Genomic DNA, 22,189 nt, shown 5'->3' on the forward strand with positions numbered 1-22,189 from the left:
CCGACCGCGTGCCGGTGTCCGTTTGTCGAAGGTGACCGTATGACCGAAACCGCAGCCCGTCCGGGCGGCGCGCACCATAGCCTAACGCGCGGTGCCGCGACCATAGCCTATCACCACACCCCTGCCGGCCCGTCCGGGCAGGGCAAGCCCGGCGTGATCTTTCTGGGCGGCTTCATGTCCGACATGACCGGCGGCAAGGCGACGACTCTGGAAGCCTGGGCGGTGGAACGCGGCCTGTCCTTCACCCGCTTCGACTATCAGGGCCACGGCGCCTCCAGCGGGCGGTTCGCCGACGGCACCATCGGCCTGTGGGCCGACGACGCGCTGGCGGTGCTGGATCAGGTGACGACGGGGCCGCAGATCCTGGTCGGCTCCTCGATGGGCGGCTGGATGATGCTGCTGGCGGCAACGCGCCGTCCGGAGCGGGTGGCCGGACTGGTCGGCATTGCCCCGGCCCCCGACTTCACCGAAGACCTGATGTGGGACATCTTCGATGCCGATGTCCGCCGCCGGATCATGGAGGAGGGCGTCTGGAACCGCCCGTCGGAGTACGGTCCCGAACCCCAGCCGATCACCCGCGCCCTGATCGAGGACGGCCGCAACCACCTTCTGCTGCGCGGCCCCATCGCCTTCGGCGGCCCTGTCCGCCTGCTGCACGGCCAGCGCGACCCGGATGTTCCCTGGCAGCTCAGCCTGCGCATCGCCGAGGCGCTGACCGGCGACGATGTCCGCGTCACGCTGGTGAAGGACGGCGACCACCGCCTGTCCCGCCCCCAGGACCTGGACCTGCTGTGCCGCACCGTCGGGGCGCTGGTGGATGAGATTGGCGGATGAGATTGGCGCGGTTTAGCGCGCTATCAAAAAAACGTCGCCCGCGTGAAACGGAGGCTTGCATCACCTCGAACCTCTGGCTATAACGCGGGCCTCTACGGAGGGGTGGCCGAGCGGTTGAAGGCGCACGCCTGGAAAGTGTGTATACGTCAAAAGCGTATCGAGGGTTCGAATCCCTCTCCCTCCGCCACGAATTCAGCCCAAGCAATTGAATTGCTTGGGCTTTTTCGTTTTGGGGGGATGCGTCTCCCCCAGTTTACGCTACATTTTTCGGTGGATTGACGCCGCTGTCAGCGGGCGTTTGCGGGCGGAAGCGCCTCTTGCAACCGGATCGGCGATGACCCGCCACGTTGTGCGAGCGACGACCTACAGGGCTAGGGTTAAAGATTAGCGACGAAACAGTGTCCTCAGCGTTCCCACCATCTCCGCACTGTCTATCCAATTGAATGGATTGGATCTCGTTGGGGACATAGGTCGGAACGGCAGCGCCCCTGGTTGCGACATTCAGCGTCCCCACTTCCAACCGGACAGCAGCCTTGGCTTTCCAAGTGCCAGAACCTTTTTTCATATTATTGTTTTATAACGGCGCGTTAAGGAAATGATCGTTGAGGGTGTAAGCGCCACGCAAGCGGTCCAAAGGTTTAACCGTTTCCTCTGCCGCGTCATAATACATCGGGGATTTGCTATTTTTGCTCCTTTTTCGAGCCAAAGAAGAAACCTGCGGCAACTCCGACAACCCCGCCAAGTATCGTATAAGCCTTATCGTTGAAATTGAAAAATCCAGCAATAGATATTGCGAGTATTAGAACAAAGAAAATGATACCAGACAATATATGCCGAGAAAAAATCTTTTCCAGAGGATGTTCTGTTGCCTTGTATTTCAAAAATCTGACAAGCTCAACGGTTGTTCCAAATATTTGCACTGATCCATCTTCAGTAACAAAGCATATTTCTCCGTCATTTTTCTGACCATTTATTTTGTAAGAAACTGCAGCCAAAGTGCCGCCAAAAGAATTTTGAGCAAATTCGTCGACATTTATATCAGTGAATTCAGGGTACTTTAAACTATAAGCGCTTACAATCGCATTTTTCTCTTCGATCATCACCCCGCCCTCCATTTTGTGCAATTAGGCCTAAATCTTATCGCGTAGGTCAATCTTAAACGCCGAACATATCTTGTGGGCAGGAGTACCGCTCATCTTAGTTTATGATTGCATATAATATTAAAGCAACTCCCAAAATAAGCAATCACACCAAGAACTCATCGTCAGGTACGTCCAGATCATAAATTGAGCCTCCCGCTTCGCCGTGGCCTGCGACAGCGACACAGCGATGGCGCAGGCAACAGCACCGTCGATCCGCTCCCGCGCCTTGCCCTTGCTGAACAGCCGGTTGCCGGCGCGGTCGGTCTCCACCTGGATGTTGTCGAAGCACCAGCGCAGCACCTCATGCCCGCCGTGCTGGAACTGCCGCCCGATGATGGCGCGCTCCAGTTTCTTGATCGCCGGCGTTATCGTCCCCCACCCTTGCCGCACAGTCGTTTCCGGTGCCTGGAACGGAAGGGGCGGCGCCCCATACTTGGGCCACGACACGCGGCGCGGGAGTCGATGACCTGTGCCTGCACGTCCGGGGACAGGCCCTTGGCCATCCCCCCGGCACCGGCCGGTCCGCGGCGCGCCCGGTTGGGGCGCCGCGGATTGGCGGTCAGCCGATCTGATGGGCGCTGACCGTATAGCCGGCCAGATCCGTCCCGGTTCCGGCCATCAGTGCGTTCACCGTGAGGTAATGGGTACCGGATCGGGTCGCGGTGTAGAGCAGGCTGTCGTTGCCCCAGGTGTAGTTCCAGAAATCGACGCTGGTGCCGCCGGACACGGCATTGCCCTGCTGATCGCGCAGGATCAGGCCGGCGCCGTCACCGTTCCTCTTGAGGTCGAATTCATAGGTCTGGCCGGCCTGGAGCGACACCGCGAACCAGTCGCTGTCCCCGTTCAAGGCACCACCGGTCGGGCGGTAATCGATGTGCCCCGTGGCGCTGCCGCCGATCGCCAGTCCCGCGGTCGTGCTCGCGTCGTTGGCGATGTCGTCGACCATGCCGTTGTCGGTGGCCTTGAGGGAGTAAGGGCCGACGTCGTTGCCCGACAGCTTGATGCGGTAGGTTTCGGTCTTGTTGGCCGTATAGCTGTAGAAACGATGGCCGTCCCTTGAGGTGTAATAGTAAATGCCGGCGCTGTCGTCCGACGGTCCCAGCCAGCCTTCATTGCCGAGCGCGTCGTTGATCGCCAGGTTGAACGCCTGACCCGGCGTGGTGACGTCGAACGTGTAGCTGTGGCCCTGCTGCAGGGACAAGGCGATGTAATCCTCATCCCACGTCTGGTTGATGGCGCCCGTGATCGTCTCGCCGACCGACATCCGACCGGCCGTGCCCGGCGAGTCGCCGAAATCGTCGGAAAACGCGGAATCGATCGCCACCTTTTGGGCCCAGACCGTGTAGGGAACCGCACTCCTGGCGCCGGGACCGAGGACAAAATCATGTTCCAGGTAATAGGTGCCGGTCGTCGCCACCGTGATTTCCGGCGTGGATGTCATGCTCTCCCCGCCCGGCATGTAGGACCGCGTGGTCATCCGATAGCCCGCGGCGTCATAGAGCCTGAGCGTCGGACGCGAGCCGCCGGTGCCGACACTGGTGCCGAACCGGTACACCGATCCGCGCTCCAGCGTCACGGCGAACCAATCCTTGTCGAAATCCTTCTCCACCACGCCGCTGGCGGTGCCGCCGACCGTAAGCCGCCCCGTGGTCCAGATGTTGTCGGAGAAATCATCCGACAGCGTGACCGGGGTGGTGGTGGTGATCGTGGTGGTGGTCGTCGTCGTCGTCGTGTTCGTGACGTCACCGCCGGTCATGGCGATCGAATAGCGTCCGGTGCTGAAACCGCTCACCGCCGCGTAGACGGAACTGCTCGTGCCCGGCGTGTAGGTGACTGTGTGGACGCCATCGCCGTTGGGGTCGCTGTCGCTCGCCAGGATGGTGCCGCGCTCGTCGATGAGCGCGAAGTCGTGGGTTCCCTTGCCGGGAAAGGTCACGGACAGCGTGTAGGTCGTGCCTGCATTGAGCGTCGTCTTGAACCAATCGACGTCGTAGGCCCGCTCGATCATGCCGGTGGCGGCGGTCCCGCTGCTGACGCGGCCAATCGTCGTGGTGTTCTCGGCATAGTCGTCGATGGGGATCGTCCGTCCCTCGCGGAAGCCGTTCTGGATATAGTGGCGTTGCGCGGCGGTCATGTCGGTGCCGAAGGCCGCCCGCAGGTCGGCGTTCGCGGACAGATAGCCGGCGGTGTTGAAATAGGTGTTGCGGCCCTCGCGCAGGCCGAATTCGATGTAGTGCCGCGTCGCGGCGGCGGTGTCGGTGCCGAAGGCCGCAAGAAGGTCGGGGTTGGCGGCCACGTAGCTCAAGGCATCGAATGTGGTCGTCCGCCCCTCCTTGAGGCCGAATTCGATGTAATGCCGCGTGGCGGCGACGGTGTCGGTGCCGAAGGCGGCCGGCAGGTCGGGATTGGCGGCCTCGTAGCTCAGGGCGTCGAATGTGGTCGAGCGGCCTTCGGCGATTCCGTGGGTGGAGTAGTGCTGCGCGGCTGCGGTGGTGTCGACGCCGAAGGCCCGGATCAGGTCGGGGTTCGCGGCGAGGTAGCTCAGCGCGTCGAAACCCGCTTGGTTGCTGGGAGTTGACGTCATGGTGCGCCCCGTTCTTGCCGGTGGTGTTGAATTTTATGAAAATACTGGAAGGAGCTGGGAAGATATTTAATACACGTATTTATGGTATGAGACAGATATGATCGTCTGGCAAGGTGTTTTCTTGCCGCAGCTTTGTGCAAATGATGCGTGGACACCGCAGGCTCTACTCGGTGGGCGCTAAGGCGCCCAAAGAGAAAAGCCCGCCCTGCATCCGGCGATTGCCGGTGCGGGGCGGGCTGTCAGTCGTTTCCGGTGCCTGGAACGGAAGGGGCGGCGCCCCTTACTTCGACCGCGACACGCGGCGCAGGAAGTCGATGAACTGCGCCTGCTCTTCCGGGGACAGGTCCTTGACCATGCCCTGGTCGTGCGCCTGGACGCGCGGGATCAGGTCGTCCATCAGCGTCTGGCCTTCCGGCGACAGGCGCAGCGCGTAGGAGCGGCGGTCGTTGGGCGAGGGCGCGCGCACGACGAGGCCGCGCGACTCGAGACGGTCGATCACAGCGACCATGGTCGACCGGTCGATGCCGACCGCCGTGCCCAGGTCGGACTGCGACAGGCCCTCGTTCTCCCGGATCATGATCAGCACGCCGAACTGGCCGGGCGTGATGTCATGCGGAGCGACCGCATTCTGAAAGCTCTGGAACACCGCAACCTGAGCCTTGCGCAGGTTGTAACCCACCAGCTCCGGAAGGGGGCCAAGGGCGAGCTTGCCGTTCTTGCCGGGCCGCAGACGCGACCGCCGGTCGGCGGGGGTGGAACGCTCGTTGTCAGTCACCGTGGATGCCATGTTTTGGATGAATTATCGGATGAACGGATAAAATGCGGGCAAGGCTTTCGTTTGTCAGCAAGAACCGCACGGCGGAAGGCTGACGCATACCAGATATGCGTGAAACGTATTGGTGAGAGGGTATACAAATTCCATCTTGAAGAGTCAAGAAGTGATCGACGCCGATTCGACGCCGATCGCCCGCCCAGCGGTTTCCCCTGCCGCGCGCGGGTTCCCGAATCGGAGCTTCCGACGCCCGGTCCCCCCCAGACCGGGCGTCTTCGTTTTCAGCAGCCCCTCGTCCGGAGTGCTGAACCGATTTGCAGGGCAGGGCGGATGGTTGGACGCTTGGTCCGTTGGCGGCTTTCGGGTTAGCTGTGGGTAAGCGTTCCAACCAGAGAGCCGATGCCATGGCCTTCGCCATTCCCCTGTGGTCCCAGCCGGCCGTCCCCGTCGCGGGCGGCGATCCGTTCCCGGTGCGCCGCATCTATTGCGTCGGCCGCAACTATGCCGCCCATGCGCGCGAGATGGGCGCCGATCCCGACCGCGAGCCGCCCTTCTTCTTCATGAAGCCGGCCGACGCCATCGTCGCCGACGGCGCCACCATCCCCTATCCGCCGAAGACCGCCAACCTGCATCACGAGATCGAGCTGGTGGTGGCGATCAGCACCGGCGGGCGCGACATTCCGGTCGACCGCGCTCTGGACCATGTGTTCGGCTATGCCGTCGGGCTCGACATGACGCGGCGCGACCTGCAGAACGCCGCCAAGAAGGAAGGCAAGCCCTGGGACATGGGCAAGGGCTTCGACCAGTCGGCCCCCTGCTCCGCCATCCGCACCGTCGCCGACATCGGCCATCCGGCCAAGGGCGCGGTCACCCTGCAGGTGAACGGCGAGCCGCGGCAGAAGGGCGACCTGTCCGACCTGATCTGGTCGGTGGCGGAGACGATCTCCTACCTGTCCGGCTTCGTCGAACTGCAGCCGGGCGACCTGATCTACACCGGCACGCCGGAGGGCGTCGGCGCGGTGGTGGCCGGCGACGTGCTGACCGGCGCGGTCGAAGGCGTCGGCACCCTGACCCTGACCATCGCCTGAGCCGCCGCCAAATGCGCATCGCGACCTGGAACATCAATTCGGTCCGCATGCGTCTGGACCTCCTCCTCCGCCTGATGGAGGAGGAGCGGCCGGACGTGATCTGCCTGCAGGAAACCAAGGTGGTGGACGCCGACTTCCCGCTCGGCCCGCTGGCGGAGCGCGGCTATGTCCACGCCCACATCCACGGGATGAAGAGCTACAACGGCGTCGCCATCCTGTCGCGCCTGCCCTTCGAGTCGCACGACGTCCAGCACTGGTGCGGCAAGCAGGATTGCCGCCACGCGCTCGCCCATCTGCCGGGCGGGATCGAACTGCATTGCGTCTACATCCCCGCCGGCGGCGACATCCCCGACCCGGCGGTGAACGACAAGTTCGCCCACAAGCTCCAGTTCCTGGACGAGATGACCCACTGGCTGGGCACGGAGCGGACGCCCGACCGGCCGATGGTGCTGGTCGGCGACCTGAACATCGCGCCGCTGGAACAGGACGTGTGGAGCCACAAGGAACTGCTGTCCGTGGTCTCCCACACGCCGATCGAGGTGGAAAAGCTGGCGGCGATGCAGGCGTCCGCCGGCTGGGTCGACGCCATGCGCCGCTTCGTTCCGCCGGAGGAAAAGCTCTACACCTGGTGGAGCTACCGGGCGAAGGACTGGGCCGCCTCCAACCGCGGCCGGCGCCTGGACCACATCTGGGTGACCCCGCCGCTGGAAGGGGCGCTGACGGGCGTCAAGGTGCTGCGCGACGCCCGCGGCTGGGAGCCCAAGCCGTCGGACCATGTGCCGGTGATCGTCGATCTGGCCGTCTGAGATCTGGCCGTCTGAGGGGGAGGGGGCGTCGCGCCCCCTTACTCCAGCAGGCCGATGTTCAACCGCACCAGCTCCGGCGCGCCATCCCTGGCGATGCGGAACAGGTGGGCGCAGCCGTTGCGCAGCTCCTCCGCCGGGTCGGCGCGCATGTCCCAGCCGGTGGCGAGCGAATAGAGCGCGCGCAGGATGCCGTTGTGGGCTACGGCGCCGGTCGGATGCCCCTCCACCGCCAGATCGGCGAGCCAGGAGCGCAGACGGGCCTGCACCTCGCGCGGGCTTTCGCCGCCGGGCGCCTTGAAGTCGAGCCCCAGCCGGTCGTGACGGCCCGGCATGCGGCCGTCGGCGCGCAGGTCCTCGGTGCGTTCGCCCTCCCACTCGCCCCAGTCCATTTCGACGATCCGCGGTTCCGGCGTCGGATCGAGGCCGAGCAGGGTCGCCGTCTCCCAGGCCCGGCGCTTCGGGCTGGCGACCCAGCGCAAACCGGCCGACTCGGGCGGCAGGCGATAGCGGGCGACCCGTGCGCGGCCGGCGTCGGACAGCGGCTCGTCGATGCTGCCCTGGATGCGCCCTTCGGCGTTCCAGGCGGTCGGGCCGTGGCGGAGGATCAGCAGGCTGGTCATGACGGTACCGGTGCGCGGGTGACGGGACTGCGCCCGGAGTTTAGAGCCTATCTGGCGCTTATTGAAGCACCAGATAGGCTCTAAGCTTTTGGTTTTCCGTGTGATTCACGCTTCAAGCGTTTCCGCTTGAAGCGATCGCACTCTAGCGTTTCGCCGGCTTCTGCACCGGCATTTCCTTCACCTGGGCCAGCGCCACGCGGACGCGCGACAGATCGGGGGCCGCCGCCCGGACGGCGGACTTGGCCGGAGCCTCGGCGGGTTTCGCCGGCGGCTTGCCCGGTTTGACCGCCTTGTCCGCCGCCTCGGCCACCTGCACGCGGCCCTTGCCGCCGCCATGCTTCATGGCGAGCGCCTGGGCCTTGGCACGGGCGCGGGCCTGCGCCTCCAGGATCTGCGGCGCGCGCGGTTCGCCGGTCTTCGGCGTCCAGGTGCGGAAGGGGCCTGTGTCGACATGGACATGGCCGGTGTGGGCGTACATGGCGTAGCCGCCGCGCTGCATCGCCGCCGCTTCCTCCGCCAGCCGCGAAGGCGGGATGCCGGCGATGGAGAAGTCCGCCGCCTGACCGCGCATGTGGTAGGAGTTCTCGGCGACGTTCGGGTTCGTCCGGGCGAGGCTGGCGTTGGTGGCGCTCGACCGGTAGCCCGAGGTGATGCGGATCGGCGAGTCCGGCGGCGCGCCGACGCGCTGGCGCAACTCCACCAGCATGTCGACCAGGGCCGGATCGACCGGGATCACCTCGTCGCTGCGGCGGTCGCGGAACAGGACGGCGATCTCGCGCATCGCGGCCGGATCATACCCGTCGCCGGGGCGCCAGTAGGTGACGGACGCCGTCTCGCCGCTGGCGGGATGCTGCAGGACCACGCTGCGCGGTTCGCCGTCCAGCCTGGCGCTTTCCAGCGGCGGTGCAGTGGCGCAGCCGCCAAGCTGCGTCGCGACGGTCAGCACGGCAAGAATACCCAAGGCACGACCGGTCATGCGCATCGCTCTTCCCCCCAAGCTTTGCACGCATCAACGACCCCGCCCGCCCCAATCGTGGCGGGGTTGCACGCCGATCTAATACCAAGATTGTCACAGGAGACCAGTGTGACAAAGCAACCTGTGGCGCAATGAACACGCACAAGCGCTTTTGATCGGTAGAGCCGATTGTTCGGGATTCAACCGGTACGGACGATGCTGAACTTAAGCCGCGGCGACCCTACAGGGACAGCTCCATCCCTTCATAGGCCACCAACGATCCGGGGCGCATCGCCTCCGCTTCCGCCGCGATGACATCCAGCGCGTCGTCGGTGCGGGCCGGGTCGTGGTGGAAGATCACAGCGCGGCCGACTCCGGCAGCCTCGGCAAGCCGCAGGCATTCCTGCCAAGTCGAATGGCCCCAGCCGATGCGCGTCGGGTATTCGGCGTCGGTGTAGGTGCTGTCATACACCATCACGTCGGCGCCGCGCAGCAGGTCCAGGATCACCGGGTCGCGCCCTTCGGCCGGATGTTCGGTGTCGGTCAGGACGCACAGGCTGCGGCCGCCATGCTCCACCCGGTAGCCGGTGGCGCCGTCGGGATGGTTCAGGCGGCAGGTGCGCACCACCACTCCCGCCGGGACACCCGGCGCCAGGTCCAAGGTCTGGCCGGCCTGGAAATCGCGGTACTGGCAGTCGGCCCGGAAGATCTCGACCGGCACCGGGAACAGCGGCGCCGTCATCATGTCGGCCAGCACGGTGCGGAAGGGCCGTTCCGGCGGCAGATGCCCGGACCACAGCCGCAGCCGGCTGGCCGGATCGAAGGCCGGCGCGAAGAAGGGCAGGCCGCTGATGTGGTCGAGATGGCTGTGGGTCAGCAGCAGGTCGATGTCGACCGGCCCGCCGTCGCGCGCCAGCGACTCGCCCAGCGGCCGGATGCCGGTGCCGCAGTCGAAGACGATGTGGGCGCCGCCGCAGCGCACCTCGATGCAGGCGGTGTTGCCGCCATAGCGCACGGTGGCCGGGCCGGGCGCCGCGATGCTGCCGCGCACGCCCCAGAAGCGCACGGTGAAGGGAGACCCGCCGCCGGACTCTTCAGGAGCGGGCGATGGAGCGGTCGGTCGCGTCGATTTGATGGCCGAATCGATGGTCATAACGGCGCCATCGTGGCGGCCCCGCTTGCCCAAGTCTAGCAAATCCGAACAGGCCGTGTCGCGAGTCGACACCCTACGAAGGGCATCTGTCCAAACCCATAAGATGTGGTAGGTTGGGGCTTGTCGCGCATTGCGCGGCCTGACTTGATGATTTCCCAAGGGTCCCCGCGCGGGTGGGGACCGGCTCCGGCGGAACCAGACGCGGATGGATCCTGACAAGCTCGCCAAAGTCCTCGCCATGGCCGAGTCGGAGCATCAGGGCGAGGCGTTGTCCGCCCTGCGCGCCGCCCGCATCATGCTGTCCCGCGCCGGCCTGTCCTTCCGCGATCTGGCGGAGCGCGCCCGAACGCCGGCACCGCCCGCGGCCGAGCCGCCGCCCGCCGCCCAGCCTGCCGAACCCGCCGGCGCGCCGGCCCCGCCGCCGCCGCCGGACGAACTCGTCCGCGGCCTGCGCCGGCAGGTGAAGGACCTGGAACTGGAACTCGCCACCCTGCGGCGGCAACTCGACAAGGCGGCGGGCGATGCCGACCGCCAGCGCGAGGAGGCCGACCGCTGGCGCACCCTGGCGCGCGAGACGGCGGAAAAGCTGTGGGACATGGGCAAGGCGCTGGAGCGCAAGCACTCCCGCCATGCCGACAGCGACAAGCGCCGCGCGGTGCTGGACCTGCTGCAGGACCCCGGCAGCGCGCTGCTGTCCGACCGCGAGATCGCCCGCCGCGTCGGCGTGTCGCCGCACGACGTCACCCACTGGCGCCGCCGGATGGCCATCGTCGGCCGCAAGCTGCGGCTGCTGCCGGTGGTGCCTCGGGGGCGTGGGCTGTGGGGCGGCCCATCGGCCTGCGGCCTCGGCGCGGCGCGATTGGGCAAGCTTTCGGGCGGGCCGCAGACCGGCGAGCGTCGCCGCTGGTTGGGCTTCGCCGGCGAGGTCACCATCGCCGAACGGGGAAGCCGCCGCGAATTGGCCTCGGTCGGCCGGCGCTGACTTTGTGCCTCAGGGCACCAGCCGGTAGCCGCCGGGTTCCGTCACCAGGATGCGGGCGTTGGACGGATCGGCCTCGATCTTCTGGCGCAGGCGGTAGACGTGGGTTTCCAGCGTGTGGGTGGTGACAGCCGCGTTGTAGCCCCAGACCTCCCCCAGCAGGGTTTCGCGCCCGACCACCAGATCGCCGGCCCGGTACAGGTATTTCAGGATCGCCGTTTCCTTCTCGGTCAGGCGGATCTTGCGGTTGGCGGCCTCGTCCAGCAGCAGCTTGGCGCCGGGGCGGAAGCTGTAGGGGCCGATGACGAAGACCGCGTCCTCCGTCTGCTCGAACTGGCGCAGCTGGGCGCGCAGCCGGGCGATCAGCACCCCCAGGCGGAAGGGCTTGGTCACATAGTCGCTGGCGCCGGATTCCAGCCCCAGTATGGTGTCGGCGTCGCTGGCCGACGCGGTCAGCATGATGATGGGGCAGCGCACCCCTTCGCGCCGCAGCAGCTTGCAGACGTCGCGCCCGTCCATGTCCGGCAGTCCGACGTCGAGCAGGATGGCGGAAAAGCCGGTTCCGGCCCCACCCGCCTTGCGGACGGCGTTCAGCGCGCCGGCGCCGTCGCCGGCCTCCTCCGTCTCAAGCTCCTCCAGCAGGCGAAGCTGTTCGGCCAGCGACTGGCGCAGGGCGGTGTCGTCGTCGACCAGGAGGATGCGCTTTGCGATGGTCATGGTCCGCGGCACGAAGTCGGAAGTCGGGATTCGGAAGTCTGGGGCCGCCGTCGGCAGGGCCGGGGGCGGCGCCTTAGTAGCATGGCGCCGGTGGATTGTCGTGATGGCTTGTGGCGAAGAGGATGCGCCTTCCAGGTGGGCCGTCTACAGCACCGCCAGCAGCGCCGCCGCCCCTTCGGCGTCCGCGGCGGCGAGGACGATCCGTTCGGGCCGCAAGCCGAGGTCGCGCAGGGCGGCGGCGACGGTCTCGTCCGGCACCGCGACATGGCGCATCAGGGCCAGCGCCCCCTGTTCCAGGTTGCGGCGCGCGGCGGCCTCATCGGCGGCCAGACCCGGCTCGGTCCAGTGCAGGCGTTCGATCAGCGCGGTGAAGCGCAGGCGCCGGCTGTCGGCCGGCAGGCTGGCGGCGAGGTTGGGCAGGGCGTTGCCGTCCAGCAGGACCGTCGCGCCGTCGGGCAGCCGCGACAGCGCGACGTCGGCGGCCAGGATCGCCGACGGATCGACCTGCGGGTGCGGGCCGGGCAGGGCGTGCAGCATGATGCCGGCCCCGGCGGCGCGCAGGGCCTCGGCCATGCGGCGGGTATAGGCGTTGGAATGGGCGTCCGCTGCAAGATCGGCCGGCATCACCAGATGCACGGATAGGGTCGGATCGGGGGTCGTCGAACGGGTGGTCACGGGGGAAAGGCTCCCGGTTGAAGGGCTGCGGCGGTCATCCTAGCGCCCATGGTGCCGGCGGCGGAGCGGCCCGTTGGAGGTGCCGACTCCGCCCGGTCGGCGGCGCGGGATGGTCCCCGCGCCGGGCAGGCTAGCCGGATCGTTGTGTCACCGGCAACGGTGTGGCGCGCGGGAATTGCTGGACAGGGGCGCGCCACCTGCGCTTTGCTTCGCCCGCCGAACGCACCATGTCCCGTTTACGCGCCGTATCCGGCGCACCCGCTACGCAAAGCCGCTGACGATGCAAGCCGAACGCTCCTCCGCCACCACCACGGTCACCCTGTCCACGCCCGCGGCAGCCGCCGCGGCGGCGCCCATCGACGAGGCCGCAGTGCGCGCCGTCGACCGGGCGCTGGCCGCCCTGCGCCGGGGCGAGGTGGTGGCGATCGAGACCGCCGACGGCACGGTCGGCGCCGCGGTGTCGGTGGAGTCGGTGGCGCTCGACGCCGTGGAGCGGCTGAAGGCGCTGACCGGCGGTACCCCGCGGCTGGTGGTCACACGCCGCCGCGCCGTGGTTCTGGGGCTGGCCGCCGCCGAGGCGGCGCAGCCGGTGAGCGACATCGCCGACGATCAGGCGCCCGGCGCCGCGGCGGAGGCATTCGGCGCCATGACGCTCGACCGGCCCGGCGGGCTGACCGCGGACCAGGCCCATGCGCTGGCCGATCCCGAACAGCATCCGCAGGCCCAGGACGCGCTCCCCCCCGGCCTCGCCGCCGTCGAGGCCTGCCCCGGCAGCCGCGAGGCCGCGGCGGTGGACCTCGCCCGGCTGGCCCGCCTGCTGCCCGCCGCCATCACCGCCGACCTGCCGCCGCCCCTGCCGTCGTCCACCCCGAAGAGTGCGGCGGAGTGGGCGGCGGAGCATGACCTGCTGCTGGTGCGGGCGTCGGACGTCGCCGATTACCGGGTGCATGTGGTGCGGACCCTGCGCCGCGTCGCCGACGCGCGGGTGCCGCTGGTGGGGTCGGAAAACACGCGCATCTACGCCTTCCGCCCGGCCGACGGCGGGCCGGAGCATCTGGCCATCGTCATCGGCGACCCCGATCCGCGGCAGCCGGTGCTGGCCCGCCTGCATTCGGAATGCTTCACCGGGGATCTGCTGGGGTCGCTGCGCTGCGACTGCGGCGACCAGCTGCGCGGCGCCATCGCCGAGATCGCCCGGCAGGGCAGCGGCGTGCTGCTGTATCTGGCGCAGGAGGGGCGTGGCATCGGGCTGGTCAACAAGCTGCGCGCCTACCGCATCCAGGACCGCGGCTTCGACACGGTGGACGCCAACGAGATCCTCGGCTTCGAAGCGGACGAGCGCGTCTATCTGCCGGCGGCGGAGATGCTGCGGCAGCTTGGCTTCGAGTCCGTGCGGCTGATGACCAACAACCCGGAAAAGCTGCGCCAGCTCGCCCGCTGCGGTATCGCGGTGGTGGAGCGGGTGGCCCACATCTTCCCGGCCAACGGCCACAACGAGGCCTATCTCCGCACCAAGGCGGAACGCAGCGGCCATATGTTCTGACTGAAGGGCTGCGGCCGGCGGGGCAGGAATCGCCATGCCGGCCCGGCAGTAATTGCCGATTAGACCGCGACGGGAATCGGATTCCGGGTGCCGGCCGTCCGGATCCTCGCGAATCGGTCGATTCCGCTTCGGATCGGGCGCCCCGGCTTGGCACGCCGCTTGCTGTACCCTGTCGTGACCACCGAGCCGGGAGACCGCCCATGGCCATCGACGCCACCATGATCGACAGCAGCGCCGTCCAGCGTCCGGCGCCGCGCGAAAAGGCGTCGCCGGTCATCAGCGACGGCCACAATGGCGGCCCGGTGGAAATCCAGGGCGACATGTCCTTCTGGGACTTCCTGGACATCATCAACCCGCTGCAGCACATCCCGATCGTCAGCACCGTCTATCGCGAGATCACCGGCGACACCATCCAGCCGTCCATGCGGATCATGGGCGACATGCTATATGGCGGCGTGGTCGGCGGCATGGCCTCCATCGCCAACGCGGTGGTCGAACAGGCGACGGGTCAGGATGTCGGCGAGACGGTCATGGCCTCGCTCGGCTTTGGGGACGGTGACCATCCCGCCGCCTCCACCGCCGTCGCGGACGCCTCGGGGGGGCCGGCGGCGTCCGGCTCCCCCGCGGAGCCCCCCGCGAAGCCACAGCAGGCGCAGCAGGCGCCCGCCGGCGGGCTCGCCGCCGCGCTGGCCGCCGCCAAGCCCGCCGATCTCGGGTCGGCGCCGGCGCAGCCCGCGGCCGGGCAGCCGGTCCGGCTTGCGGCCTCCACCTCCGCCGCCAAATCCGCGGATGCCTCGCCGGTCCTGACGGCGCAGCTCGCGGCCGGGGCGGTTCCGCACCCCAGCAAGATGCCGGCGCGCGACACGCCGCTGGCCAGCTCCGCCCTGGCGAAGCACAGCGCGCCCCGCTATGCCGCGACGATCCCCGGCGCGGTGACGGCGAATGCGCGCGCCGCCGGTGCGGCGGCTGCCAATGGCAATGGCGGCGGCCAGCCGCAGCCCGCCGCCGGGCAGCCGGCAAATCAGCCGGCCGAAGCGGCCCCCGCGGCCGGGCCGACTCCGGTGCCGCCGGACATGCTGTCGGAGACGATGATGCGCAACCTCGCCAAGTATGAGCAGTCGCGCAAGGCGGCGCAGGGTACCGCGAGCAGCACCACGCGGGTGTCGGGATGACCGTCGAAATCACCGTGACGCCGGATGACGGCGGCAACGATGGCGGCAATGATGGCGGGCCGGTCACCACCGGCCGGCTGCGCTGGCCGGGGGGCGAGGTGCCCTGCGTGCTGGGCCGCGGCGGCGTCCGCGCCGACAAGCGGGAGGGCGACGGCGCCACCCCCGTCGGCCGCTTCCCGCTGCGCCGCGTGCTGTGGCGCGCCGACCGGCTGGCTGCGCCGGAGACCGGTCTGCCGCTCCAGCCGATCGCCGAGGAGGACGGCTGGTGCGACGCGCCGGAGGATCCCGCCTACAACCGTCCGGTCATCCGGCCCTATCCCGCCAGCCACGAGGAGATGTGGCGGGACGATCACGTCTACGACGTCGTGGTGGTGATGGGGCACAATGACGACCCGGTGGTGCCGGGGCTGGGCAGTGCCGTGTTCCTGCACCTCGTCCGCCCGGACCGGGCGCCGACCGCCGGCTGCGTCGCGCTGGCGCCCGACGACATGCTGCGCCTGCTGAAGGACTGCGGGCCGGGAAGCGCGCTGAGCGTCGCCGGCCCGGCCGCGTGATGAAGCCGTTGTTTACTGGGCCGGTCTTTATTGGGCCGGGTAGGGGCGCGCGCCGAAAATCGCCGTGCCGACCCGCACATGGGTGGCGCCGAAGCGGACGGCGGTCTCGTAATCGCCGCTCATGCCCATGCTGATTTCCGACAGCCCCAGCCGGCGGGCCATCTCCGCCAGCAGGGCGAAATGCATCGCCGGCTCCTCGTCCACCGGCGGGATGCACATCAGCCCGGTGACGGGCAGCCCCAGCCGGTCGCGGCAGTCGGCCAGGAAGGCTTCGACCTCCGCCGGGGCGATGCCGGCCTTCTGCGGTTCCTCGCCGGTGTTGACCTCGATCAGGCAGCGGGGACGGCGGCCGGATTTCGCCATCTCCCCCGCCAGCGCCTCCGCCAGTTTCGGGCGGTCCAGCGTCTGGATCACGTCGAACAGGGCGACCGCTTCCCGGACCTTGTTGGTCTGCAGCGGACCGATCAGGTGCAGTTCCAGTTCGGGGAAGCGCTCCTTCAGCGCCGGGAACTTGGCCTTGGCCTCCTGCACCCGGTTCTCGCCGAACACGCGCTGGCCGGCGGCGAGCGCCTCCTCCACCGCTTCGGCCGGATGGGTCTTCGACACGGCGACCAACGTCACCGAACCGTCGCCGCGCCCGCAGGCCGATGCCGTTTCCGCAATGGCGCGGCGCACCGAGTCGAGCCGTGCCGCCACGCTGTCCGCGTGGGCGGAACCGCCTGCTTCGGCGCCGGTTCGCGTATCTCTGCCAGTGCCCTGCGTCGTCGTCATGGCCGCCCCCAATCCGGTCGCTGCGGGTGTACAGCGCTTCCGCGGCGTGTTAGCGGACGGTCCGCGGAAACGCAAGCGCCCCAAGCGACCATGCCCTTTGCGTCCGGTCCGCCGGTGCGGGGGATCGTCATCGTTTTTGCATATCGAGGAGACCTCCGCATGCGGAGTCCGTTTCGTTCCCTGCTCTCCGTCCTGACGTCGGCGGCCCCCGCCGGCCTCCTTGCCGCCGCGCTCGCCGTCTGGTCCGTCGCCACTCCCGCCCACGCCGAGGATCATGGGAAGCCGGCCGCCAAACCTGCGGCGCCCAAAGCCGAGACCCAGGCGAAGCCCGGCGCCAAGCAAGGCAAGGCCAAGCAGATGCTCGGCTCGCCGATGACCAAGGTGCGCTTCAGCGAGCCGGCCTTTCCGCTGACGGACGACGGCACCTATCGCGGCTTCATGGACAGGATTCTGGACGAATACGGCCGCCGCTGCGTGCGGCAGGAACAGTTCGGCTGGGAAATCGCGAAGGACGATCAGGAGCGGCTCGACTATATCTTCCAGGGGACGATGGCGAATTACGGCCGGCTCGGCTATCTGCTGGGGGAAATCCACCCCAAGTCGGTGACCGATCCGGAAACCATCTCCTTCCTCGCCGACCGCAACAAGGAACGCTACCTGCTGGTCTGGACGCCGCTGGAGTCGTCGGTGCTGTTCATGATGTGCGACACCGCGGCCAAGGACGCCAAGGCCGACCAGCCCAAATCCGCTCCGAAGAAATAAGGCGGTCCGGAATAACGAAAAGGCGGCGGATTTCTCCGCCGCCTTTCGCGTTCGTGCCGTCGGGGATCGCGCGCGCTCAGAAGGCGAAGCGGGTGTCCCACAGGACGATGTTGGCGTCGTTGTTCACGCCGCCGACCTTGTTGTCGAGATAGCTGTATTCCAGACCCGTGGTCAGGCCCGGCGCCACGGTATAGGTCACACCGGCCTGCCAGACATGGGCGCGGGAGTTCAGGCCGGCGAAGTTGCTGTCGATGCCCTTGGCGTCGGTGTAGGTGGCGGCCAGGATGACCGGACCCAGCGTGTAGTTGGCGCCGACGATCCACACCTGCTGATCGTCCACGCCGCGGGTGCCGGTGGCATAGCCGCTGTCGCCGCTGAAGGCGTAGCTGCCGCCGATCTTGAAATCGGCATAGGACACATTGGCGCCGACATGGACCGAGGACAGATCCTCAAGCCCGCTGGCCGCCTTGGCGAACTGGTAGGCGGCGCTCGCCTCCACGCCGAAGCCGCCGAACTCGCCCTTGTAGGTGGCCTGGACCTCGGCCATGTCGTGATAGGCGGTGCTGTTCTTGCGGCGGTTCACGTCGGTGTTGCTGCTGCCATACACCGGGGTGTAGGCGGCGCCGACCTGGAACCCGGCGACGCTCGGCGTCAGGTAGACGATCTTGGTGCTGGCGTCGCCCGACTCCAGCGTGCGCAGGCTGCCCAGCACATAGGGGGCGCCGGTGGCGTTCACGTAGTAGTTCAGGTACTGGGCGTCGGGCGAGCCCTCGATGCCTTCGACGTTCGGGCTGATGATGCCGTATTCGTCCGACAGGCCGTTGATCACGCCGGCCTGCACCGTGCCGAAGCCGCCGTTCACGAAGATGAAGGCGCGGTCGCTGTCGGTGCTGCGGTTGTTGGCGGTGCCGCCGGAGGCGCGCAGGCGCAGGCGGGCACCATATTCCAGGCCGTTGTCGGCCTTGGCCGTCGGGGTGATGTTGAGGCGGAAGCGGTTGGCGAACTCGGTCTGGCGCAGCCCGGTGTCATTGTCCTGGTCGACATAGGCGCCCTGGAAATAGGCGTCGCCACCCAACAGGATATCGAACTTGGCCTGGGCCGAGGCGGTGCCGCAGCCGGCGGCGAAGGCGACGGCTGCACAGCCGATGACGAGAGAGCGCTTCATGGGGTGTCATCCTGGATGCATGCGCCCCATGGGAAGCAGGGCGCGAGCGGTGTCTTGTGCTCCAAGACTTAATCCCGTCACCCACCGGCGGACAAGTGGCCGCGATGGTGGAAGTCCCCGCATCCCGATGACAGTGACGGGAAAAACACGCACTCCCGGATCATGTAAATTCATATACTAAGTGTTTGGCGATTTTCCGGCGATTGCTTGCAAGGAGATCGCCGCATTCTCACTCGGAAGGGTTAACTCTTTCGGCTGGTACGTCGCGGTGATCCAGTAGGCCGGCGGAACAAAAAAAGAGGCGGCGGATTTCTCCGCCGCCTTCGCGTCTGCTGCCAGGGGACCGCTTCTTAGAAAGCGAAGCGGGTGTCCCACAGAACGATGTTGGCATCGTTGTTGATGCCGCCCGACTTGTTGTCGACGTAGCTGTACTCCAGGCCCGTGGTCAGGCCCGGGGCGACGGTGTAGGTCACGCCGGCCTGATAGATGTGGGCGCGGGCATAGTCGGCGGCGGTGGCGGCACCGGTGCCGACATTGGCGCCCTTGGCGTCGGTGTAGGTGGCGGCCAGGATCACCGGACCCAGGGTGTACTGGGCACCGACGATCCAGACCTGGTTGTCGTCGACGCCGGTGTGGCCATTGGCATAGCCGCTGTCGCCGCTGAAGGCATAGCTGCCGCCGAGGGCGAAGGCGCCGTAGGAGATGGTGGCGCCGGCGTGGACCGACGACAGGTCTTCGAAGCCGGTCGGGGCCTGGGCGAACTGGTAGGCGACGCTGGCTTCCAGGCCGACGCCGCTGAAGGCGCCCTTATAGTAGGCCTGGATTTCACCCATGTCGTTGTAGGTGACGTTCTTGCGGCGGTTCACGTCGGTGCCGCTGCTGCCGTAGGTCGGGGTGTAGGCGGCCGACAGCTTGAAGCCGGCGAAGCTCGGGGTCGAGTAGACGATCTTGGTGCTGGCGTCGCCCGACTCGAGCGTGCGCAGCGCACCCGTCACGTACGGCAGCGAGGTGACGCCGTAGTAGATGCTGTAGAAGCCGTCCGGGCTGCCCGAGATGCCGTCGATGTTCGGGCCGATGACGCCCGAGTCGTCCGACGGGCCGTTGGTCACGCCGGCCTGCACCGAACCGAAGGTGCCGTTCACGAAGATGTAGGCGCGGTCGTAATCGGTGGTGCGGGCGTTGCTGGTGCCGTTGTTGGCGCGCAGACGCAGGCGGGCGCCGTATTCCAGGCCGTTGTCGGCCTTGGCCGTCGGGGTGACGGTCAGGCGGAAGCGGTTGGCGAACTCGGTCTTGCGCAGGCCGTTGTCGTTGTCCTGGTCGACATAGGCGCCCTGGAAGAACGCATCGCCGCCCAGCAGGACGTCGAACTTGGACTGGGCCGAGGCGGTGCCGCAGCCGGCGGCGAGGGCGACGGCTGCACAGCCGATGACGAGAGAGCGCTTCATGGATTGTCCATCCTTGTGCATACGCCCCGTTTTGACCGGGAGCGGCGGTTGTGCTTTCGGCCGTGACCTTCCGGTCAGGGACCTTATGTGTATGACTTAATCGCGAGTTGTTTTGCCCGGCAAGGGGGAAACTGACGTGCTTTCACGCATCCGCAACACAGTTGCGGGAAAAGCACACAATTAACTCGCTGAAAAAAAAGGGAAAATTGGCTTTGCCACTTTTTTGGCGCATTTGAGGCCCAGCTTTTGGGCGCTCTGCCCGCGCCACGGGCACAGGTTTTGGGCATAAAAAAAGAGCGGTGGCCGAAGCCACCGCCCTCTCTTTCCGTTTCCGGACGTTCGATCGAGGATCGATTAGAACGCCAGGACGGTGCGGACGAGCACGACGTTGCCCTTGTCGCTGAGCGCCGAGGTCTCGCCGTCCAGGTCGAAGTAGTCGTACTGAGCCTGCAGGGTCAGACCCGGAGCGACGGTGTAGCCGACGCCGATTTCGTAGACCTGCAGCTCGCGGTCGCCAGCCAGGGCCACCGAGCCGGCGTCCTTGCCGTTCTTGTAGTTGGCGCCGACGACGATCGGGCCGGTGGTGTACTGAGCGCCGACAACCCAGTTGCGGGTGTTCTCGGTGAACAGGCCGGTACGGTCGTTCAGGCCCGACTTGCCGAAGTCGGTGTAGCTGCCGCCGACGGCGAAGCCGGCGTAGCCGACGCTGGCGCCGACTTGCCAGGCGTTCAGGTCCTTGTAGTTCGAGCCGGCGACGTTGCCGACGGCATCACCCCACATGTAACCGGCGCTGGCCTTGACGGTCACGCCGCCGAAGGTGTTGTTGTAGTTCGCACCGACTTCCACCATGTCCTGGTAGGTGCCGTTGCCGCCGGCGGCGAAGGTGCCGACGGTGTCGACGCGGTTCACGTCCGTGCCCGAGCTGTCGTTACGCGGGGTGTAGCTGGCGCCCAGCTGCAGACCGGCGAAGCGCGGGGAGAAGTAAACGATCTTGGTGGCGTTGCCGTCCGGGTTCAGCGACGGCCAAATGATGCTGTTGCCGGTAACGGTCGTGGCCGGGCCGTTGCCACCGATGTTGGTGTTCGGGCCGAAGTAGTTCTGGACCTGATCGACCAGCGCCAGCGGCAGGTAGTCGGTCGGGGCCGAAACGTAAGTCTCGTCGTTGAACGAGTTGGTCACGCCCATGCGGACCTGACCGAAGGTGCCCTGCGCGAAGATGTAGGCGCGGTCAGCGTCGGTGGTGCGGTTGTTGCTGGCGCCGGAGTTGGCGCGGATACGCATGCGGGCACCGTACTCCAGGCCGTTGTCGGCCTTGGCGGACGGGATGATGTTGATGCGCATGCGGTTGCGGAATTCGGTCGAACGCAGGCCGGAGTCCAGATCCTGATCGACGTAGCCGGCTTCGAAGTAGGCGTCGCCGCCGACCTTGACTTCGAACTTGGCCTGGGCGTTGGCGGCGCCAGCGCCGAAAGCGAGAGCGGCGGCAGCGGCGCCGGCCAGCAGATAACGGTTCATGATTGTTGCCTCCATCCTGGCAGCAGATGTTTCAGCCTGGTTGACGTCCTGGCTGAGACTTTCGTACGCACCCCCGCCCTTGCCAGCAAGCGGCAAATCTCCCCGATTGCTGCATTGGGGGGACAGTGTGTCGCACGGAGCACACTAAGAAGGCCCCCCTGTCCGCCCCGCCACAGTCGAAGCCGGCAGACCCCGCCTGTTGTCGTGCTGTTGTCGCGAGGCGGGGCAAAGACGCTTCCGCTGTTGCGTGGGGCCGTCCACTTATGGTCTGTTCACCGGCATTCCGCGCGTGACTCGCGCGCGGCAACCCCATTTCTGAACCGGGTTCCCGACCATGCGCCGTTCGACCGCCCTTCGCCTTGTCCCTGTACTGCTCGCGGCTTCCGTCTCGATCGCCGGCTGCGCAAGCTGGGGCGGCAAGACCGAAACCGTCGAAGAGCAGATGAAGAACAAGGACTACAAGTTCGGCAGCCTGCTCGGCACCGACGGCGGCCTGAACCTGTTCGGCAAGAACAAGCGCGGCGGCGACCAGGACAGCTCCGGCGGCATCGGCGTCAACAGCTTCCTGTGGCGCGCCTCGCTCGACACGCTGTCCTTCATGCCGATCGCTTCGGCCGATCCGTTCGGCGGCGTGATCCTGACCGACTGGTACACCCCGCCCGAGTCGCCGAACGAGCGGTTCAAGGTCAACCTCTACATCATGGACCGCCAGCTGCGCGCCGACGGCGTGCGGGTGTCGGTGTTCCGCCAGCAGCGGACCGGCAACGACTGGCGCGAGGTCGCGGTCGGGCCGGAGACCGCCGGCCAGCTGGAGGATGCGGTGCTGACCCGCGCCCGCCAGCTTCGCGTCGCGCAGAACGCCGCCGCCCGCTGACGCGGCGGCCTCCGCCGGCCTTCTCGGGCCGGTGGGGGCAAGTCAGGCAAGCATCCGGTCATC

The 22,189-nt window shown here is 67.3% G+C and carries 22 protein-coding genes and 1 tRNA gene; 10 read left to right on the top strand and 13 right to left on the bottom strand.

The annotated features are described in order from the left end of the window. Positions 1 to 39 precede the first annotated feature (39 nt). Positions 40 to 834, top strand: coding sequence for an alpha/beta hydrolase family protein (locus B9N97_RS13850; protein ID WP_085087373.1), 795 nt, complete (start codon positions 40 to 42; stop codon positions 832 to 834). Between the two features lie 96 nt (positions 835 to 930). Further along, a tRNA-Ser gene (locus B9N97_RS13855) sits at positions 931 to 1,021 on the top strand. A 493-nt stretch (positions 1,022 to 1,514) separates the two neighbouring features. On the opposite strand, the gene B9N97_RS34995 is transcribed toward B9N97_RS13855, so the two are convergent. The 4 genes from B9N97_RS34995 to B9N97_RS13870 form a co-directional block, all read right to left on the bottom strand. Next, the gene (locus B9N97_RS34995; RefSeq protein ID WP_143266709.1) at positions 1,515 to 1,934 is read right to left on the bottom strand and encodes a SoxR reducing system RseC family protein; all 420 of its coding nucleotides are present in this window, start codon (positions 1,932 to 1,934) and stop codon (positions 1,515 to 1,517) included. Positions 1,935 to 2,054: 120 nt separating this feature from the next. Further along, positions 2,055 to 2,423 (bottom strand): terminase TerL endonuclease subunit, encoded by a 369-nt coding sequence (locus tag B9N97_RS13860; protein WP_208621221.1) that lies wholly within the window; start codon positions 2,421 to 2,423, stop codon positions 2,055 to 2,057. 112 nt (positions 2,424 to 2,535) lie between these two features. Beyond that, positions 2,536 to 4,560, bottom strand: coding sequence for a PPC domain-containing protein (locus B9N97_RS13865; protein WP_085087376.1), 2,025 nt, complete (start codon positions 4,558 to 4,560; stop codon positions 2,536 to 2,538). Positions 4,561 to 4,840: 280 nt separating this feature from the next. Continuing rightward, positions 4,841 to 5,335, bottom strand: coding sequence for a MarR family winged helix-turn-helix transcriptional regulator (locus B9N97_RS13870; RefSeq protein ID WP_244560711.1), 495 nt, complete (start codon positions 5,333 to 5,335; stop codon positions 4,841 to 4,843). 401 nt (positions 5,336 to 5,736) lie between these two features. On the opposite strand from B9N97_RS13870, the gene B9N97_RS13875 reads away from it, so the two are divergent. Then, positions 5,737 to 6,420: a fumarylacetoacetate hydrolase family protein gene (locus B9N97_RS13875; RefSeq protein ID WP_085087380.1), complete on the top strand. Its 684-nt coding sequence runs from the start codon at positions 5,737 to 5,739 to the stop codon at positions 6,418 to 6,420. A gap of 11 nt (positions 6,421 to 6,431) precedes the next feature. Next, positions 6,432 to 7,226, top strand: coding sequence for an exodeoxyribonuclease III (gene xth, locus B9N97_RS13880; RefSeq protein ID WP_085087382.1), 795 nt, complete (start codon positions 6,432 to 6,434; stop codon positions 7,224 to 7,226). A 38-nt stretch (positions 7,227 to 7,264) separates the two neighbouring features. On the opposite strand, the gene B9N97_RS13885 is transcribed toward xth, so the two are convergent. The 3 genes from B9N97_RS13885 to B9N97_RS13895 form a co-directional block, all read right to left on the bottom strand. Then, positions 7,265 to 7,846, bottom strand: coding sequence for a histidine phosphatase family protein (locus B9N97_RS13885; RefSeq protein WP_085087385.1), 582 nt, complete (start codon positions 7,844 to 7,846; stop codon positions 7,265 to 7,267). Positions 7,847 to 7,988: 142 nt separating this feature from the next. Continuing rightward, complete coding sequence (locus B9N97_RS13890; protein WP_244560712.1) at positions 7,989 to 8,822, bottom strand: YcbK family protein; 834 nt, start codon at positions 8,820 to 8,822, stop codon at positions 7,989 to 7,991. Between the two features lie 220 nt (positions 8,823 to 9,042). After that, positions 9,043 to 9,954, bottom strand: a complete 912-nt coding sequence (locus B9N97_RS13895) for an MBL fold metallo-hydrolase (protein ID WP_085087390.1) — start codon at positions 9,952 to 9,954, stop codon at positions 9,043 to 9,045. Between the two features lie 205 nt (positions 9,955 to 10,159). Between B9N97_RS13895 and B9N97_RS13900 the strand changes: the two genes are divergently transcribed. Continuing rightward, a complete protein-coding gene (locus tag B9N97_RS13900; protein ID WP_085087392.1) occupies positions 10,160 to 10,936 on the top strand; it encodes a hypothetical protein in 777 nt (258 codons plus the stop codon). A 9-nt stretch (positions 10,937 to 10,945) separates the two neighbouring features. Here the strand turns inward: B9N97_RS13900 and B9N97_RS13905 are convergent, their stop codons facing one another. Together B9N97_RS13905 and B9N97_RS13910 are read right to left on the bottom strand one after the other, a co-directional pair. Beyond that, positions 10,946 to 11,650, bottom strand: a complete 705-nt coding sequence (locus B9N97_RS13905; protein ID WP_085087395.1) for a response regulator transcription factor — start codon at positions 11,648 to 11,650, stop codon at positions 10,946 to 10,948. Positions 11,651 to 11,794: 144 nt separating this feature from the next. Beyond that, positions 11,795 to 12,325 carry a glycosyl transferase gene (locus tag B9N97_RS13910; RefSeq protein WP_244560713.1) on the bottom strand — a complete coding sequence of 177 codons (531 nt, stop codon included), beginning with the start codon at positions 12,323 to 12,325 and terminating at the stop codon, positions 11,795 to 11,797. A gap of 280 nt (positions 12,326 to 12,605) precedes the next feature. Between B9N97_RS13910 and ribA the strand changes: the two genes are divergently transcribed. From ribA to B9N97_RS13925, 3 genes are all read left to right on the top strand, one after another. Continuing rightward, entirely contained in the window at positions 12,606 to 13,868 is a 1,263-nt protein-coding gene (gene ribA / locus B9N97_RS13915) for a GTP cyclohydrolase II (protein WP_085087397.1), read from the top strand. Between the two features lie 200 nt (positions 13,869 to 14,068). Continuing rightward, positions 14,069 to 15,040 (top strand): hypothetical protein, encoded by a 972-nt coding sequence (locus tag B9N97_RS13920; RefSeq protein WP_085087400.1) that lies wholly within the window; start codon positions 14,069 to 14,071, stop codon positions 15,038 to 15,040. Beyond that, positions 15,037 to 15,594, top strand: coding sequence for a L,D-transpeptidase family protein (locus B9N97_RS13925; RefSeq protein WP_085087403.1), 558 nt, complete (start codon positions 15,037 to 15,039; stop codon positions 15,592 to 15,594). The genes B9N97_RS13920 and B9N97_RS13925 overlap by 4 nt, the downstream gene beginning before the upstream one ends. A gap of 27 nt (positions 15,595 to 15,621) precedes the next feature. On the opposite strand, the gene B9N97_RS13930 is transcribed toward B9N97_RS13925, so the two are convergent. After that, the gene (locus B9N97_RS13930; protein WP_244560714.1) at positions 15,622 to 16,365 is read right to left on the bottom strand and encodes a YggS family pyridoxal phosphate-dependent enzyme; all 744 of its coding nucleotides are present in this window, start codon (positions 16,363 to 16,365) and stop codon (positions 15,622 to 15,624) included. 159 nt (positions 16,366 to 16,524) lie between these two features. Here B9N97_RS13930 and B9N97_RS13935 point away from each other — a divergent pair, with 159 nt between their 5' ends. Beyond that, positions 16,525 to 17,127: a hypothetical protein gene (locus tag B9N97_RS13935; RefSeq protein ID WP_085087409.1), complete on the top strand. Its 603-nt coding sequence runs from the start codon at positions 16,525 to 16,527 to the stop codon at positions 17,125 to 17,127. A 76-nt stretch (positions 17,128 to 17,203) separates the two neighbouring features. On the opposite strand, the gene B9N97_RS13940 is transcribed toward B9N97_RS13935, so the two are convergent. The 3 genes from B9N97_RS13940 to B9N97_RS13950 all read right to left on the bottom strand — a co-directional run bounded on the left by B9N97_RS13940 (position 17,204) and on the right by B9N97_RS13950 (position 21,252). Then, on the bottom strand, positions 17,204 to 18,292 hold the full coding sequence (locus tag B9N97_RS13940) for a porin (RefSeq protein ID WP_085087411.1): 1,089 nt from the start codon (positions 18,290 to 18,292) through the stop codon (positions 17,204 to 17,206). Between the two features lie 350 nt (positions 18,293 to 18,642). Next, positions 18,643 to 19,737, bottom strand: a complete 1,095-nt coding sequence (locus tag B9N97_RS13945; RefSeq protein ID WP_085087414.1) for a porin — start codon at positions 19,735 to 19,737, stop codon at positions 18,643 to 18,645. A 354-nt stretch (positions 19,738 to 20,091) separates the two neighbouring features. Next, a complete protein-coding gene (locus tag B9N97_RS13950) occupies positions 20,092 to 21,252 on the bottom strand; it encodes a porin (RefSeq protein ID WP_085087417.1) in 1,161 nt (386 codons plus the stop codon). 334 nt (positions 21,253 to 21,586) lie between these two features. Here B9N97_RS13950 and B9N97_RS13955 point away from each other — a divergent pair, with 334 nt between their 5' ends. Beyond that, the gene (locus tag B9N97_RS13955) at positions 21,587 to 22,126 is read left to right on the top strand and encodes a DUF3576 domain-containing protein (RefSeq protein ID WP_085087420.1); all 540 of its coding nucleotides are present in this window, start codon (positions 21,587 to 21,589) and stop codon (positions 22,124 to 22,126) included. Positions 22,127 to 22,189 lie beyond the last annotated feature (63 nt).

Origin of the sequence: Azospirillum oryzae, from assembly GCF_900177515.1 — a bacterium.
Lineage (GTDB): Bacteria > Pseudomonadota > Alphaproteobacteria > Azospirillales > Azospirillaceae > Azospirillum > Azospirillum oryzae_A.